The following is a 14,655-nucleotide window of genomic DNA, read 5'->3' on the forward strand; positions in this document are numbered from 1 at the left end:
AAGTTATGGGAATCTTTGATTTTTTAAAAAAGACAGAAACTGCAGAGGCAACTGAAATAAGTGAAGCACAGAAAGAAAGAGAAGAATCTAAAAACAATGCATGTATTGGTGTTCTAGATTTGTTCCCGATGAAGGAAACGAATCAATTATTGATTGTTGGAAGTCTAGAAGGTAGTATCAAGGTTGGGGATCAGTTGCAGTTTTGCAATCCTGACCAAGGAATGGATACTCTTGGTACTGTAGAGGTTAAAAAGCTTAGCAGTCAAAACAAAGATGCAGATAGTCTTACTGATGAAGTTCTCGCGCATCTAGTGGTTGATAGGCTTCCTTCTTTGGATAAATTGAAAAAAGGAAGTGTGCTCTTTAGTTCAGGTGTTGAGGAAGAGCAAAAATTATCAAGCTATTCAGATGCTCTGTATCGTGCTTTTGTAGCCATTCAAGAGGGTCAATTGACTAATGAAGACTATTTGGCAGCTAGCCTTGATGACAGTGTAGAGATTTTACGTCTCTTTTTATGGAAATGCCGTCAAAATCAGGAAACTGAAAGCGAAGAAAGCTATCAAGCCAACACTCGCAAGTTGGAACGTCTAGCGGAAATCGTCAAAGACAAGTTGTTAGCAGTAGATTCAGTTTATGCAGTTTATTCGGAAAAAACAGGCGAACCTTACCTTTTCTCAACGACCTATGACAGAGGTGAGGAAGGTTATCTGTGTACTGATCCCATGATTATGCTTTTGACCCCATCTTGGTATCGCCAATTTCAGGAAACCATTGATGGTCGACCAAACTCAGTGGTAAAACTGATTGAAAATACGGAAGATAAAAAAGGGATTGAGAATTTCCTTGGGACAGCCTTTTACTTAAATGGTGCCTTGGGAGCAATCTTTAATTCTAAGGAAGTCAGCATCAGCGCTCCTGCCTTGGTTCAAAAACCAGATTTTTCTGATTTACCAGAAATACAAGTTCCTGTAATGAATCCTGACCTAGTAAGATGGATGTTGTTGATGGGACAATTGGATAGCCCGACGACAGAAGATGAAGAAGTAATTTATAAGCTCTATTATAAGTTCTTTTCAGAAGCTATGCCGAAAGCTAAATTCCTAATTCCTCTAGATGCGGCTTCGGAATTTAAGGGCGATAGTCAGGAAGGAAATTCCTTCGTTTTAGAAAAAGATTCTAGTTTCAACATTCCAGTCAAAGAAGGAAAAGATGGCAGAAATTCTGTGCCGGTATTTACCGATTGGAAACGTCTGCGAATGGTCTTTGACGAAAAATGGAATGGCATGATTGAAGAAGCGGGAGGCATGATTGAAGTTTTTGACTATGCCATTAATCCAACGGAATACTATGAAGCGGGTGCCTATGTTAGTCTAACAGCTTTTAAAGAGATGCAAGAGCTCAGTGAGGAACTAGAAGGCAGAGCTAAAGATTAGAGAGTTTCTTTACATTGGGAAACTATATAGTTTTATCTACATCCTACTTGAACCACTAACCTTTTTCAAAGATTGTGAAAGGAAATGATATGGCAAATAGAACTTATATTTACTTAAAAAACGAAGATGAAGCCCGTATTCTAACAGAGGGAATTTACACAATACCCTATTTTTGGCAATTGTTTTGGGATGAAGAAGATTTAAAAGCTCCTATTGCTCTCTGGGAAACAGCAGAAAAACTGGAAGAAGATGAAGAGCAAGCAGAAAGATTTTACCAAGAGCAGAATGTAGATATCTTGCTTTCTATTGAAAAATTCCAGCAGAATGCCCTCAAAAACCGATCTTTTTTAGAAGAGAATGCCCCGCAATCCGTGCAACTATATGATGACTTTGTCCGTTATATTCTTGCAAACGTAAAAGATGGTGATGTGCTCGGATTTGATGTCTTAGATGTTGTTTTTATGGACCAAGTGTCTGTTGTTTCTGATAAACTGTTAAAAAATATACGGGCTATTCGGGAAAATCAACCCAAAGATTTAGATTTTTCTTTGACAGAAGAGAACTTAATTGGTCTTGCTATGGGTTTTCCTGACTATTATGCTTCAGAATTATTGCCAGAAGACAATATTCTAGATTCGGTTGCCTATCAGGATGAACTCAAGAAAACGAACCCCCAAGAAGATAAGAAAGTGCTTGATATGACTGGATCTGATTCAAAAGGGAACAAACCTCGTGTTCTTTTAGTGTTTTGGATTTTGTTGGCACTAGGAATTATGTGGGTTTTATATATTATTTTTAGCTAATAAATAGAAAAGAGAATAAATGAGAATTGCAGATTATAGCGTGACCAAGGCAGTGCTGGAGCGTCACGGCTTTACTTTTAAAAAGTCCTTCGGACAAAATTTCTTGACCGATACCAATATCCTTCAAAAAATTGTGGATACGGCTGAGATTGATGACCAGGTCAATGTCATTGAGATTGGGCCGGGTATTGGTGCCTTGACGGAATTTTTGGCTGAGCGTGCAGCTGAAGTTATGGCCTTTGAGATTGACCATCGCTTGGTACCAATTTTAGCTGATACCTTGCGTGATTTTGATAATGTAACCGTAGTTAACGAAGATATTCTCAAGGTTGATTTGGCGCAGCATATCCAGAATTTCAAAAATCCTGATTTACCAATCAAGGTAGTGGCCAACTTACCCTACTATATCACGACACCTATTCTCATGCACTTGATTGAAAGTGGCATTCCTTTTAGTGAGTTTGTGGTCATGATGCAAAGAGAAGTGGCGGATCGTATCTCTGCTAAGCCAAATACCAAGGCTTACGGTAGCTTGTCGATTGCCGTTCAGTATTACATGACAGCTAAGGTTGCCTTTATTGTACCTCGTACGGTCTTTGTGCCAGCACCAAATGTAGACTCAGCTATCCTGAAAATGGTCCGTCGTCCAGAACCGGCTGTAGCAGTGGAAGACGAGAAATTCTTCTTTAAGGTTTCCAAGGCCAGTTTTACTCATCGTCGCAAGACCTTGTGGAATAATCTGACAGGTTTCTTTGGCAAGACTGAGGAAGTCAAGGACAAACTGACTAAGGCTTTGGACCAGGCTGGACTATCCCCAAGTGTACGCGGTGAAGCTCTTGGCTTAGAAGAATTTGCCAGTCTAGCAGATGCGCTTAAAGGACAAGGACTCTAAGATGCAGGGACAAATTATTAAAGCTTTGGCCGGCTTCTACTATGTGGAAAGTGATGGTCAGGTTTATCAAACACGCGCGCGTGGGAATTTCCGTAAAAAAGGTCACACGCCCTACGTTGGAGATTGGGTAGATTTTTCTGCGGAGGAAAATTCCGAAGGTTATATTCTCAAGATTCATGAACGAAAAAATAGTCTGGTTCGCCCACCCATTGTCAATATTGACCAGGCCGTTGTCATTATGTCTGTTAAAGAACCTGACTTTAATAGCAACTTGCTGGATCGCTTCTTGGTCCTTTTGGAGCATAAGGGCATTCATCCTATCGTCTATATTTCCAAAATGGACTTACTGGAAGATGGGGGAGAACTGGATTTTTACGAGAAAACCTATCGTGCTATTGGTTACGATTTTGTGACGAGTAAAGAAGAACTTTTACCCTTGTTGACAGATAAGGTTACGGTCTTTATGGGGCAGACGGGTGTTGGAAAGTCAACTTTGCTCAATAAAATCGCACCTGATCTCAATCTAGAAACGGGAGAAATCTCAGACAGTCTGGGTCGTGGTCGTCACACCACTCGAGCAGTTAGTTTTTACAATCTCAATGGTGGGAAAATCGCAGACACACCAGGTTTTTCATCGCTGGATTACGAGGTAACAACAGCAGAAGACCTTAATCAAGCCTTTCCAGAAATTGCTAGTGTCAGTCGAGACTGCAAGTTCCGTACTTGTACCCATACCCATGAGCCATCTTGCGCAGTGAAACCAGCAGTAGAAGAGGGCATCATTGCTACCTTCCGTTTTGACAACTACCTGCAATTCCTTAGTGAGATTGAAAATCGTAGAGAAACCTATAAAAAAGTCAGCAAAAAAATTCCAAAATAAGGAGAAGCCTATGTCTCAATACAAGATTGCTCCGTCAATTCTGGCAGCGGATTATGCCAACTTTGAACGTGAAATTAAACGACTAGAAGCAACTGGGGCTGAATATGCCCACATCGATATTATGGATGGTCACTTTGTACCTCAGATTAGCTTTGGTGCAGGTGTGGTTGAAAGTCTTCGCCCCCACAGCAAGATGGTCTTTGATTGCCACTTGATGGTATCAAATCCCGAACATCATTTAGAAGACTTTGCGCGTGCAGGTGCAGACATCATCAGCATCCATGTGGAAGCAACACCTCATATTCATGGTGCTCTTCAAAAGATTCGTTCTCTTGGTGTCAAACCTTCAGTCGTTATTAATCCTGGTACACCTGTTGAGGCGATTAAGCATGTGCTACACTTAGTTGACCAAGTATTAGTCATGACAGTTAACCCTGGATTTGGTGGGCAAGCCTTTCTGCCAGAAACCATGGATAAGGTACGTGAATTGGCTGCCCTTCGTGAGGAAAAAGGATTGAATTTTGAAATTGAAGTGGATGGTGGGATTGATGATCAGACCATAGCTCAAGCCAAAGAAGCTGGTGCAACAGTTTTTGTAGCAGGATCCTATGTCTTTAAGGGAGATGTCAATGAACGAGTGCAAGCTCTCAGAAAACAACTGGACTAAAGTTGCAGTTTTTGCTGGTGGAGACCGTGGTCACTATCGAACAGATTTTGATTGCTTCGTCGGTGTGGATCGAGGCTCGCTTTGGGTCTTGGAGGAAAAACTTCCTCTTGCTCTTGCAGTTGGGGATTTTGATTCTGTGACTGTAGAAGAACGTCAGTTGATTCAAAAACATGCCCAGCAGTTTGTTCAAGCCCAACCAGAAAAAGACGATACCGATTTGGAATTAGCCCTTCTCACTATTTTTGAAAAAAGTCCTCAAGCTCAGGTCACTATTTTCGGTGCTCTGGGTGGTCGCATTGACCATATGTTAGCTAATGTCTTTCTACCCAGCAACCTTAAATTGGCGCCCTATATGCGTCAAATAGAGATTGAGGATGGGCAAAATTTGATTAGCTATTGCCCAGAAGGAATCAGTCGACTTGAACCACGTTCGGACTATGATTATTTGGCCTTTATGCCTGTGAGGGATAGTCGTTTGACAATACTCGGTGCCAAGTATGAACTGACAGAGGAGAATTTTTTCTTTAAGAAAGTTTACGCTTCTAACGAATATATAGATAGGGAAGTGTCAGTGACTTGCCCAGATGGCTATGTGGTTGTGCTGCATAGTAAGGACAGGAGGTAGGATGGAAAGTTTACTTGTTGTTTTATTAGTTGCTAATCTAGCCGGCCTCTTTCTTATTTGGCAAAGGCAGGACAAGCAGGAAAAATATCTGACCAAGAGTTTAGAAGACCAGGCAGATAATCTTTCAGATCAGCTGGATTATCGTTTTGAACAAGCCAGACAAGCTAGTCAGCTTGACCAAAAAAATCTTGAAGTGGCAGTTAGTGACCGTTTGCAGGAGGTGCGGATTGAATTGCACCAAGGTTTGACTCAGGTTCGACAAGAGATGAATGAAAACCTTCTCCAAACCAGAGATAAGACTGACCAACGCCTTCAGGCCTTGCAGGAATCAAATGAGCAACGCTTGGAACAGATGCGCCAAACGGTTGAGGAAAAGCTAGAAAAAACCTTGCAGACACGCTTGCAGGCCTCTTTTGAGACAGTTTCCAAGCAACTGGAATCTGTCAATCGAGGCCTGGGTGAAATGCAGACGGTGGCGCGTGATGTTGGTGCGCTAAATAAAGTTCTTTCTGGAACTAAAACGCGAGGAATTCTAGGAGAATTACAACTGGGACAGATTATTGAAGATATCATGACACCTGCCCAGTATGAACGAGAATTTGCAACAGTTGAAAACTCTAGTGAACGTGTGGAATACGCCATCAAGTTACCTGGACAAGGTGACCAGGCATATGTCTATCTACCGATTGATTCTAAGTTTCCACTGGCAGATTATTACCGTCTGGAAGAAGCCTATGAAGCAGGTGACAAGGACGAGATTGAGCGCTGTCGTAAGTCTCTCCTAGCAAGCGTCAAGCGTTTTGCTAAGGATATTAAGAGTAAGTACCTGGCGCCACCTTGGACAACCAATTTTGGAGTCTTGTTTGTTCCGACAGAAGGACTCTATTCGGAAATTGTTCGAAATCCGATTTTCTTTGATGATTTGAGACGGGAGGAGCAAATTATCGTTGCAGGTCCAAGTACCTTGTCGGCTCTTCTTAACTCCTTATCAGTTGGTTTCAAGACTCTAAACATTCAAAAAAGTGCCGACCATATTAGTAAAACCCTAGCTAGTGTCAAAACCGAATTTGGCAAGTTTGGTGGGATTCTGGTCAAGGCACAAAAACATCTCCAACATGCCTCTGGCAATATTGATGATTTATTAAACCGTCGTACTACAGCTATCGAGCGAACGCTTCGTCACATTGAGTTATCAGAAGGTGAGCCTGCGCTTGATTTGCTCCAATTCCAAGAAGATGAGGAAGAATATGAAGATTAGTCACATGAAGAAAGATGAGCTTTTTGAAGGCTTTTACCTGATCAAGTCAGCTGACCTGAGACAGACACGTGCTGGGAAAAACTACCTAGCCTTCACCTTCCAAGATGATAGTGGAGAAATTGAAGGGAAGCTCTGGGATGCTCAACCCCACAATGTTGAAACCTTTACAGCAGGGAAAGTAGTCCACATGCAGGGACGCCGAGAAGTTTATAATAACACCCCTCAGGTTAATCAGATCACCCTTCGCTTACCTCAGCCTGGCGAACCCAACGACCCAGCGGACTTTAAGGTTAAATCTCCAGTAGATGCCAAAGAGATTCGTGAATATATGGCGCAGATGATTTTTAAAATTGAAAATCCAATTTGGCAGCGAATTGTTCGGAAACTCTACACCAAATATGACAAGGAATTCTACTCCTATCCAGCTGCTAAGACCAACCATCATGCTTTTGAGACAGGTCTTGCTTACCATACTGCTACTATGGTTCGTTTGGCAGAGGCGATAGCAGATATTTATCCTCAGCTCAATAAGAGCTTGCTCTACGCGGGGATTATGCTGCACGACCTGGCCAAGGTTATTGAGTTGACAGGTCCCGACCAGACAGAGTACACAGTAAGAGGAAACCTTATTGGTCATATTGCTTTGATTGATAGTGAAATTACCAAAGCGGTAATGGAGCTTGGCATTGATGATACTAGAGAAGAGGTTGTACTTCTTCGCCATGTCATTCTCAGTCACCATGGTCTCCTTGAGTATGGTAGTCCAGTTCGTCCTCGAGTGATGGAAGCAGAAATTATTCATATGATTGATAATTTGGATGCCAGCATGATGATGATGACAACAGCTCTGGCCCTTGTTGATGAGGGAGAAATGACCAATAAAGTCTTTGCTATGGACAATCGTTCCTTCTACAAGCCAAAATTAGACTAGAAACTAAAAAAATGAACTTTATTTAGGCAATAAAGTTCGTTTTTTTGCTTTAGTGTGATATAATGAGAAAAAGACTAAATAAAAAAGAATGGTAAAAATATAATGAAATTAAGAAGAAGTGATCGGATGGTTGTCATTTCCAATTACTTGATTAACAATCCATACAAATTAACCAGTCTCAACACTTTTGCGGAAAAGTATGAATCTGCCAAATCGTCTATTTCTGAAGATATCGTCATCATTAAGCGTGCTTTCGAAGAAATTGAAATCGGTCATATTCAAACGGTGACAGGTGCTGGTGGTGGTGTTATTTTTACACCATCGATCTCTACCCTTGAGTCTAAAGCGATTATCGAAGAGCTTCGTGATAAACTTTCAGAGAGTGACCGTATTCTTCCAGGTGGCTACATTTATTTATCTGACCTATTGAGCACTCCAGCTATTTTGAAAAACATCGGTCGCATTATTGCTAAGAGCTTTATGGATCAGAAGATTGATGCCGTTATGACGGTAGCGACCAAAGGGGTTCCGCTTGCAAATGCAGTGGCAAATGTTCTCAATGTTCCATTTGTCATTGTCCGTCGCGACTTGAAAATCACTGAGGGTTCAACTGTTAGTGTCAACTATGTTTCAGGTTCTAGTGATCGTATCGAAAAGATGTTCCTTTCAAAACGTAGCCTCAAAGCAGGAAGTCGTGTCTTGATCGTCGATGACTTCTTGAAGGGTGGAGGAACCATTAACGGGATGATTAGCCTCTTGTCTGAGTTTGATTCAGAGTTGGCTGGTGTAGCTGTCTTTGCTGATAATGCGCAGGAAGACCGTGAACAACAGTTCGACTACAAGTCACTCTTGAGAGTCACAAATATTGATGTGAAGAACCAACAAATTGCTGTTGAAGTTGGAAATATCTTCGATACAGAAAAATAAGAATTGACTTGAAATACAAAGGTTGGAACTTTCGTCCCAGCCTTTCTTTGATAATGAATATGAAGGAGTCCTATGAAAACACCATTTATTAAACGTGATGCCTTAGAAAAGATTGTTGAGGAGTTTCCAACCCCATTCCATCTTTACGATGAAAAAGGTATCCGCGAGAAAGCACGCGCAGTAAACAAGGCCTTTTCTTGGAATAAGGGCTTTAAAGAATACTTCGCAGTTAAAGCGACCCCAACCCCAGCTATTTTGAAAATCTTACAAGAAGAAGGGTGTGGAGTGGATTGTTCTAGTTATGTCGAACTCTTAATGAGTCATAAACTAGGATTTGCAGGTTCCGATATGATGTTCTCATCTAATAATACTCCAGATAGAGAATATGCCTATGCCCGTGAATTAGGTGCGACGATTAATTTAGATGCCTTTGAAGATATCGAGCATTTGGAACGTGCAGCAGGCATCCCTGAGATTATCTCTTGCCGGTACAATCCTGGTGGCGTATTTGAACTAGGTACGGACATTATGGATAATCCTGGTGAAGCTAAGTTCGGGATGACTAAGGAACAGCTTTTTGAAGCCTTTGCAATCTTGAAAGAAAAGGGAGCTAAAACCTTTGGGATTCATTCCTTCCTAGCGTCAAATACAGTGACCCATCTCTACTATCCAGAATTAGCACGTCAGCTTTTTGAATTGGCAGTAGAAATCAAGGAAAAGTTAGGTATTTCACTGGACTTTATCAATCTTTCTGGAGGTATCGGGGTTAACTATCGCCCAGACCAGGAGCCTAATGATATTGCTTTGATTGGAGAGGGAGTTCGTCAGGTTTATGAAGAAGTCCTCACACCAGCAGGTCTTGGTCAGGTTAAAATCTTTACAGAACTAGGTCGCTTTATGTTGGCACCCCATGGCATTCTAGTTACAAAAGTTACTCATAAAAAGAAAACCTATCGTACTTATCTAGGAGTAGATGCGTCAGCTGTCAATCTTATGAGACCGGCTATGTATGGCGCTTATCACCATATTACAAATATGATGCATCCTGATGGTCAGACTGAAGTAGTTGATGTTGTTGGCTCTCTTTGTGAAAACAACGATAAGTTTGCAGTTAATCGTGAACTACCTCAAACAGAAATTGGTGATTTGTTAGTCATTCATGATACAGGTGCGCATGGCTTCTCTATGGGCTACCAGTACAATGCCAAGCTTCGTTCGGCAGAAATTCTCTATACAGAGGACGGTGGAGCACGCTTGATCCGCCGAGCAGAGCGACCAGAGGATTATTTTGCGACTCTCTATGGCTTTGATTTTGACAAGGATTAATAAATATTTTGAAAATCATGAAAGTTGAAAGTGAAAAACAGATTGTTTTCTAAAAAATAGGCAAAATCTGTGGTTTTTCTTTTCAGTCATGGTATAATAAAGACTATAAAACGTTTTCAAGGAAGGTAACGATATGTCTGAGGAAATAATTGACTATGGACAAGTGACAGGAATGGTGCATTCGACAGAGAGTTTTGGGGCGGTAGATGGCCCTGGAATTCGTTTTATTGTCTTTTTGCAAGGCTGTCAGATGCGTTGCCAATACTGCCATAACCCTGATACTTGGGCTATGGAAACCAATAAATCTCGTGTACGAACAGTAGATGATGTTCTAGAAGAAGCGCTTCGTTATCGTGGTTTCTGGGGAGACAAGGGAGGTATCACAGTCAGCGGAGGAGAAGCCCTCTTGCAGATTGATTTCTTGATTGCCCTCTTTACCAAGGCAAAAGAAAAGGGTATCCACTGTACCTTGGATACTTGTGCCCTTCCATTCCGTAACAAACCACGCTATCTAGAAAAGTTCAACAAGTTAATGGCCGTGACAGACTTGGTTCTCCTTGATATCAAGGAAATCAACGAAGCACAACACAAGATTGTAACCAGTCAAACTAATAAAAACATCTTGGCTTGTGCTCAGTACTTGTCAGAAATCGGTAAACCTGTTTGGATTCGTCACGTGCTAGTGCCAGGATTGACAGACAGAGATGAAGATTTGATTGAACTTGGTAAGTTTGTAAAAACTCTCAAAAATGTTGATAAGTTTGAAATCTTGCCTTATCACACTATGGGTGAGTTCAAATGGCGTGAGCTTGGGATTCCATATTCCCTTGAAGGAGTTAAACCTCCAACAGCAGATCGCGTTAAGAATGCTAAGGAATTGATGGATACAGAAAGATATCAAGATTACATGAAACGTGTACATGGATAAAATGAAAGAAGAGGTCGGGATTTTTTCTCGGCCTCTTTTTGACTATAGAAAAGGCTCAGCATTTAAGCTAAGCCTTTTATTTTTTATCTAGAATGTTGTTTTCCAGCATTGCGTTTTTTGTTTTTCTTCTTGTTAGAAGTTGTGATAGCTGTTGCTGGTTCAGGGGTTACATCTTTACGAGTGCTTGAAGTTTTGCTTGCTTTTGGTGGGTTCTTAGCAAATTCTTCGCGTACTTTTTTACGAAGTTTTGGACGAACGATGTAGTTGATGATAAATTGTTGAAGAATCATCATGAAACCACCGACAACCCAGTAAAGTGTAACGCTGGCTGGTGAGAAGACAGAGAACACGACAATCATGAGAGGGCTCATATAGAGCATCTTCTTGATTTGTTCTCTTTGAGTTTCATCCTCAACTCCATGTAAAGAAAGGAGTGATTGAAGATAGTAAAGGATACCAGCAAAGGCAACCAAAATCATACTAGGTGAGCCTAGAGGAATTCCTAGGTAGCTTGCTTGGGCAACTCCTTCAGTATGTTGGGCAGCAAAGTAGATAGCAGAGAAGAAAGGCATTTGAATGAGGATAGGGAAACATCCCACGCCGCCAAACATGCTGATGCCGTGCTCTTTTTGAGCAGCAAAGAGAGCTTGTTGAGCTTCTAATTTTTCTTCTTGAGTCGTTGCTTCTTTCAGACGAGTCTGATGTGGTTCAAGGACGTGCTTGAGAGCGTTCATCTTCTCAGAGTGAAGGGTTGCCTTCCATGATTGGTAGATACCAAGTGGGAGGATAATCAAGCGAACGATAATGGTTACGATGATGATCCCAACACCGAAACCGAGACCTTGGTCATTGGCGAAGTATTTGATAGCTTCTCCCATCGGAGCACCCAAGAAATCCCAAACAGGTCCAGTTGGGAGTCCTGTTGATTTATCAACCTGGACACAACCTGTCAAGACTAATAGCATAGCCACTCCCATGACTGAGAGAGCGATTCGTTTAATTGATTTCACTGTTTTTATTCCTTCTTTAAAAATTATACCTTTCTATTCTACTGTTTTTTTGGAAAATATACAATAGTTCTAGAGACCTAATTTGCGACTTTGAAGTCTGAATAAGATGGAAAGTTACTCAATTGAACATCAAGATAGGTTACTTTAGAGAATGGGGTAGGGCCTTTTCGGATCTCTTGGATAAATTTAGCCATAATGGCTGAAGACTCTGCTTGGGCAAGTATTTCAACGGTTCCGTCATCGTTATTCCAGACACGACCCGTAATGCCACCTAGTTCTAGAGCTAGGGTATAGACACCCCAGCGGAAGCCCACCCCTTGGACGCGACCTTGGGCGATCATTTTAACCTTTTGCATACCAAACCTCCTTGATTGTGTTATAATATTTCTATGACTATTATAACCTCTAAAGCCAATTCTGTGGTGAAAAATGCCAAAAAATTGCATCAAAAAAAATATCGGAAAACCTCATATCTGATTGAGGGATGGCATCTGTTTGAAGAAGCTATTCAGGCAGGTGCAAAGATTGAGAAAATTTTTGCCCTCGCAGAGTATGGTGAAAAATTAGTAGACTATCCTCAGACTGTCCTTGTGACAGAAGAAATCTTGCTCGATTTAGCAGATTCTCAAACTCCTCAGGGTATTGTTGCCATTGTTCAAAAGGAGGATGAGCAGTTACCAGATTTGAGCCAAGGAAAGTATCTCTTTTTAGAAGATGTGCAGGATCCTGGAAATGTTGGGACCATGATTCGGACGGCAGATGCAGCAGGTTTTTCTGGAGTCATCGTTTCCAGCAAGTCAGCAGATATCTATAGCCTCAAAACGCTTCGCTCCATGCAAGGCAGTCATTTCCATTTGCCGATTTATCGCATGTCTGTCGAAGGGTTTGTGGAACAAGCTAAAAAGAGCGGTTTACCAATTCTGGCAACCACCTTATCACAAAACTCTAAAGATTATCGTGAGCTGGCTTGCCTAGAAGATTTTGCCTTGGTCATGGGGAATGAAGGCCAAGGCATTAGTCCATTCATGACAGACCAGGCAGACCAATTAGTCCACATCAGCATGAAAGGGCAAGCAGAGAGTCTCAATGTTGCCATCGCTGCAGGCATACTCATGTTTTATTTGAGTTAAATGATTTGATTTTTGTTATAATCAGTAAAAAGATTTCATAAGGAGAAAAAGATATGAATCAAACAATTATTCAAGAACGTTCTGGCTTGAATCAATTTTATGCAAAAGTTTATGCTTTTGTAGGGATTGGGATCGCCTTATCTGCACTTGTTTCAGCCTTAATGTTAACGACCTTCCAGGACCTTCTTGTTCAGTTGATGTTTAACGCCCGCATATGGTTAATCGTAACAGGAGTAGTTGAAGTTGCTCTTGTAATAGCAGCAAGTAATATGGCTTATAAAAATAGCCCAGCAGCTCTTCCGATGTTTCTCATCTATTCAGTAGTGAACGGTTTTTCACTGAGTTTCATCGTATCACTCTATCTACCAGGAACGGTTCTAACGGCTTTCATTTCTAGCGCTGCCCTCTTCTTTGTCATGGCAATTATCGGAGTTGTGATTAAAAAGGACTTGAGTGGTATCGGACGTGCTTTGATTGGAGCCCTGGTGGGTCTTATCTTGGCTATGATTGTCAATGTATTTTTAAACAGTGGCCTCTTCGACTACATTATCAGTATTGTCATGGTTCTTGTTTTTGCAGGTTTGATTGCTTGGGATAACCAAAAGATTCGCTATGTTTATGAAGAATCAAATGGTCAAGTCGCTACAGGTTGGGCAATTTCATTGGCACTTAGCCTCTATCTTGACTTTATTAACCTCTTCCTTAGCTTCTTGCGTATCTTTGGAAGTGACGATTAATACTTTTAGAGCTCAAATGAGCTCTTTTTTAAATTTTTACTTTTATTTTTACTGGTAAAAGAGTATAATCATCTTATTATTCAAAAGGAGAGATATATGAAGAAAAGTTTTATCCATCAACAGGAAGAAATTTCCTTTGTAAAAAATACCTTTACCCAGTATTTGAAAGATAAATTAGAAGTTGTGGAAGTGCAGGGACCAATCTTGAGTAAGGTTGGGGATGGGATGCAGGATAACCTTTCAGGGATTGAACATCCAGTTTCTGTTAAGGTTTTGCAAATCCCAGATGAAACCTATGAAGTGGTGCATTCCCTTGCTAAGTGGAAACGCCATACCTTGGCTCGTTTTGGTTTTGGTGAGGGAGAAGGACTCTTTGTTCACATGAAGGCTCTTCGTCCAGACGAAGATTCCCTAGATGCGACTCACTCAGTCTATGTAGACCAGTGGGACTGGGAAAAAGTTATTCCAAACGGACAGCGCAATCTTGCCTATCTTAAAGAAACGGTAGAAAAGATTTATAAGGCTATTCGTTTGACAGAGTTAGCAGTAGAAGCTCGCTACGATATTGAGTCAATTCTACCTAAACAAATTACCTTTATCCATACTGAAGAGTTGGTGGAACGCTACCCAGACTTGACACCTAAAGAACGTGAAAATGCTATCTGTAAGGAGTTCGGTGCGGTCTTCCTAATTGGTATCGGTGGAGAATTGTCAGATGGAAAACCTCATGACGGACGTGCACCAGACTATGATGACTGGACAACCGAATCTGAAAATGGCTATCATGGCTTGAATGGGGACATCCTTGTTTGGAATGATAACTTGGGTGCAGCCTTTGAATTGTCTTCAATGGGCATTCGTGTCGATGAAGACACCCTCCGTCGCCAAGTAGCTATCACAGGAGACGAAGACCGCCTTTCTTTGGAGTGGCACAAAGCTCTCTTAAACGGCCTCTTCCCATTGACAATTGGTGGAGGAATTGGCCAATCTCGTATGGCTATGTTCCTACTTCGTAAAAAGCATATCGGAGAAGTTCAAACCAGTGTTTGGCCTCAAGAAGTGAGAGATACTTACGAAAATATTCTTTAATCAATCGAGCCGTAAGGTT

Annotated in this window: 16 protein-coding genes; 14 read left to right on the plus strand and 2 right to left on the minus strand. The window is 41.3% G+C overall.

What is annotated here, in order from left to right; all coding sequences use genetic code 11:
• The first annotated feature begins 5 nt into the window (after positions 1–5).
• The 11 genes from PCY08_RS04000 (at position 6) to pflA (ending at position 10,670) form a co-directional block, all read left to right on the plus strand.
• On the plus strand, positions 6–1,433 hold the full coding sequence (locus PCY08_RS04000) for an SseB family protein (protein WP_045762711.1): 1,428 nt from the start codon (positions 6–8) through the stop codon (positions 1,431–1,433).
• Positions 1,434–1,522: 89 nt separating this feature from the next.
• Positions 1,523–2,236 (plus strand): dimethyladenosine transferase, encoded by a 714-nt coding sequence (locus PCY08_RS04005; protein WP_301559491.1) that lies wholly within the window; start codon positions 1,523–1,525, stop codon positions 2,234–2,236.
• 19 nt (positions 2,237–2,255) lie between these two features.
• Positions 2,256–3,128, plus strand: coding sequence for a 16S rRNA (adenine(1518)-N(6)/adenine(1519)-N(6))-dimethyltransferase RsmA (gene rsmA / locus PCY08_RS04010; RefSeq protein ID WP_301559492.1), 873 nt, complete (start codon positions 2,256–2,258; stop codon positions 3,126–3,128).
• A 1-nt stretch (position 3,129) separates the two neighbouring features.
• Positions 3,130–4,008: a ribosome small subunit-dependent GTPase A gene (gene rsgA / locus PCY08_RS04015; RefSeq protein ID WP_301559493.1), complete on the plus strand. Its 879-nt coding sequence runs from the start codon at positions 3,130–3,132 to the stop codon at positions 4,006–4,008.
• Positions 4,009–4,018: 10 nt separating this feature from the next.
• The gene (rpe, locus tag PCY08_RS04020) at positions 4,019–4,675 is read left to right on the plus strand and encodes a ribulose-phosphate 3-epimerase (protein ID WP_301559494.1); all 657 of its coding nucleotides are present in this window, start codon (positions 4,019–4,021) and stop codon (positions 4,673–4,675) included.
• On the plus strand, positions 4,638–5,300 hold the full coding sequence (locus PCY08_RS04025; RefSeq protein ID WP_301559495.1) for a thiamine diphosphokinase: 663 nt from the start codon (positions 4,638–4,640) through the stop codon (positions 5,298–5,300). Before rpe ends, PCY08_RS04025 begins: the two co-directional genes overlap by 38 nt.
• A 1-nt stretch (position 5,301) precedes the next feature.
• Complete coding sequence (rmuC, locus tag PCY08_RS04030) at positions 5,302–6,558, plus strand: DNA recombination protein RmuC (RefSeq protein WP_301559496.1); 1,257 nt, start codon at positions 5,302–5,304, stop codon at positions 6,556–6,558.
• Positions 6,548–7,489 (plus strand): 3'-5' exoribonuclease YhaM family protein, encoded by a 942-nt coding sequence (locus tag PCY08_RS04035; protein WP_301559497.1) that lies wholly within the window; start codon positions 6,548–6,550, stop codon positions 7,487–7,489. Before rmuC ends, PCY08_RS04035 begins: the two co-directional genes overlap by 11 nt.
• Positions 7,490–7,591: 102 nt before the next feature.
• Positions 7,592–8,416, plus strand: a complete 825-nt coding sequence (gene purR, locus PCY08_RS04040) for a pur operon repressor (protein ID WP_045762704.1) — start codon at positions 7,592–7,594, stop codon at positions 8,414–8,416.
• Positions 8,417–8,488: 72 nt separating this feature from the next.
• Complete coding sequence (locus tag PCY08_RS04045) at positions 8,489–9,742, plus strand: diaminopimelate decarboxylase (RefSeq protein WP_301559498.1); 1,254 nt, start codon at positions 8,489–8,491, stop codon at positions 9,740–9,742.
• A 133-nt stretch (positions 9,743–9,875) separates the two neighbouring features.
• A complete protein-coding gene (pflA, locus tag PCY08_RS04050) occupies positions 9,876–10,670 on the plus strand; it encodes a pyruvate formate-lyase-activating protein (protein ID WP_301559499.1) in 795 nt (264 codons plus the stop codon).
• A gap of 83 nt (positions 10,671–10,753) precedes the next feature.
• Here the strand turns inward: pflA and yidC are convergent, their stop codons facing one another.
• Both yidC and PCY08_RS04060 read right to left on the minus strand, forming a co-directional pair.
• Positions 10,754–11,680 carry a membrane protein insertase YidC gene (yidC, locus tag PCY08_RS04055; protein ID WP_045762702.1) on the minus strand — a complete coding sequence of 309 codons (927 nt, stop codon included), beginning with the start codon at positions 11,678–11,680 and terminating at the stop codon, positions 10,754–10,756.
• 77 nt (positions 11,681–11,757) lie between these two features.
• Positions 11,758–12,036: an acylphosphatase gene (locus PCY08_RS04060; RefSeq protein WP_001174501.1), complete on the minus strand. Its 279-nt coding sequence runs from the start codon at positions 12,034–12,036 to the stop codon at positions 11,758–11,760.
• A gap of 33 nt (positions 12,037–12,069) precedes the next feature.
• Between PCY08_RS04060 and PCY08_RS04065 the strand changes: the two genes are divergently transcribed.
• The 3 genes from PCY08_RS04065 (at position 12,070) to asnA (ending at position 14,636) form a co-directional block, all read left to right on the plus strand.
• Positions 12,070–12,810, plus strand: a complete 741-nt coding sequence (locus tag PCY08_RS04065; RefSeq protein WP_301559500.1) for an RNA methyltransferase — start codon at positions 12,070–12,072, stop codon at positions 12,808–12,810.
• Positions 12,811–12,863: 53 nt separating this feature from the next.
• Positions 12,864–13,547 carry a Bax inhibitor-1/YccA family protein gene (locus tag PCY08_RS04070; RefSeq protein WP_049502926.1) on the plus strand — a complete coding sequence of 228 codons (684 nt, stop codon included), beginning with the start codon at positions 12,864–12,866 and terminating at the stop codon, positions 13,545–13,547.
• Between the two features lie 96 nt (positions 13,548–13,643).
• Positions 13,644–14,636 (plus strand): aspartate--ammonia ligase, encoded by a 993-nt coding sequence (asnA, locus tag PCY08_RS04075; RefSeq protein ID WP_045762699.1) that lies wholly within the window; start codon positions 13,644–13,646, stop codon positions 14,634–14,636.
• The last annotated feature ends 19 nt before the right edge of the window (positions 14,637–14,655 follow it).

Source organism: Streptococcus sp. SO4 (genome assembly GCF_030440055.1).
In the GTDB taxonomy this organism is placed as follows: Bacteria; Bacillota; Bacilli; order Lactobacillales; family Streptococcaceae; genus Streptococcus; species Streptococcus nidrosiense.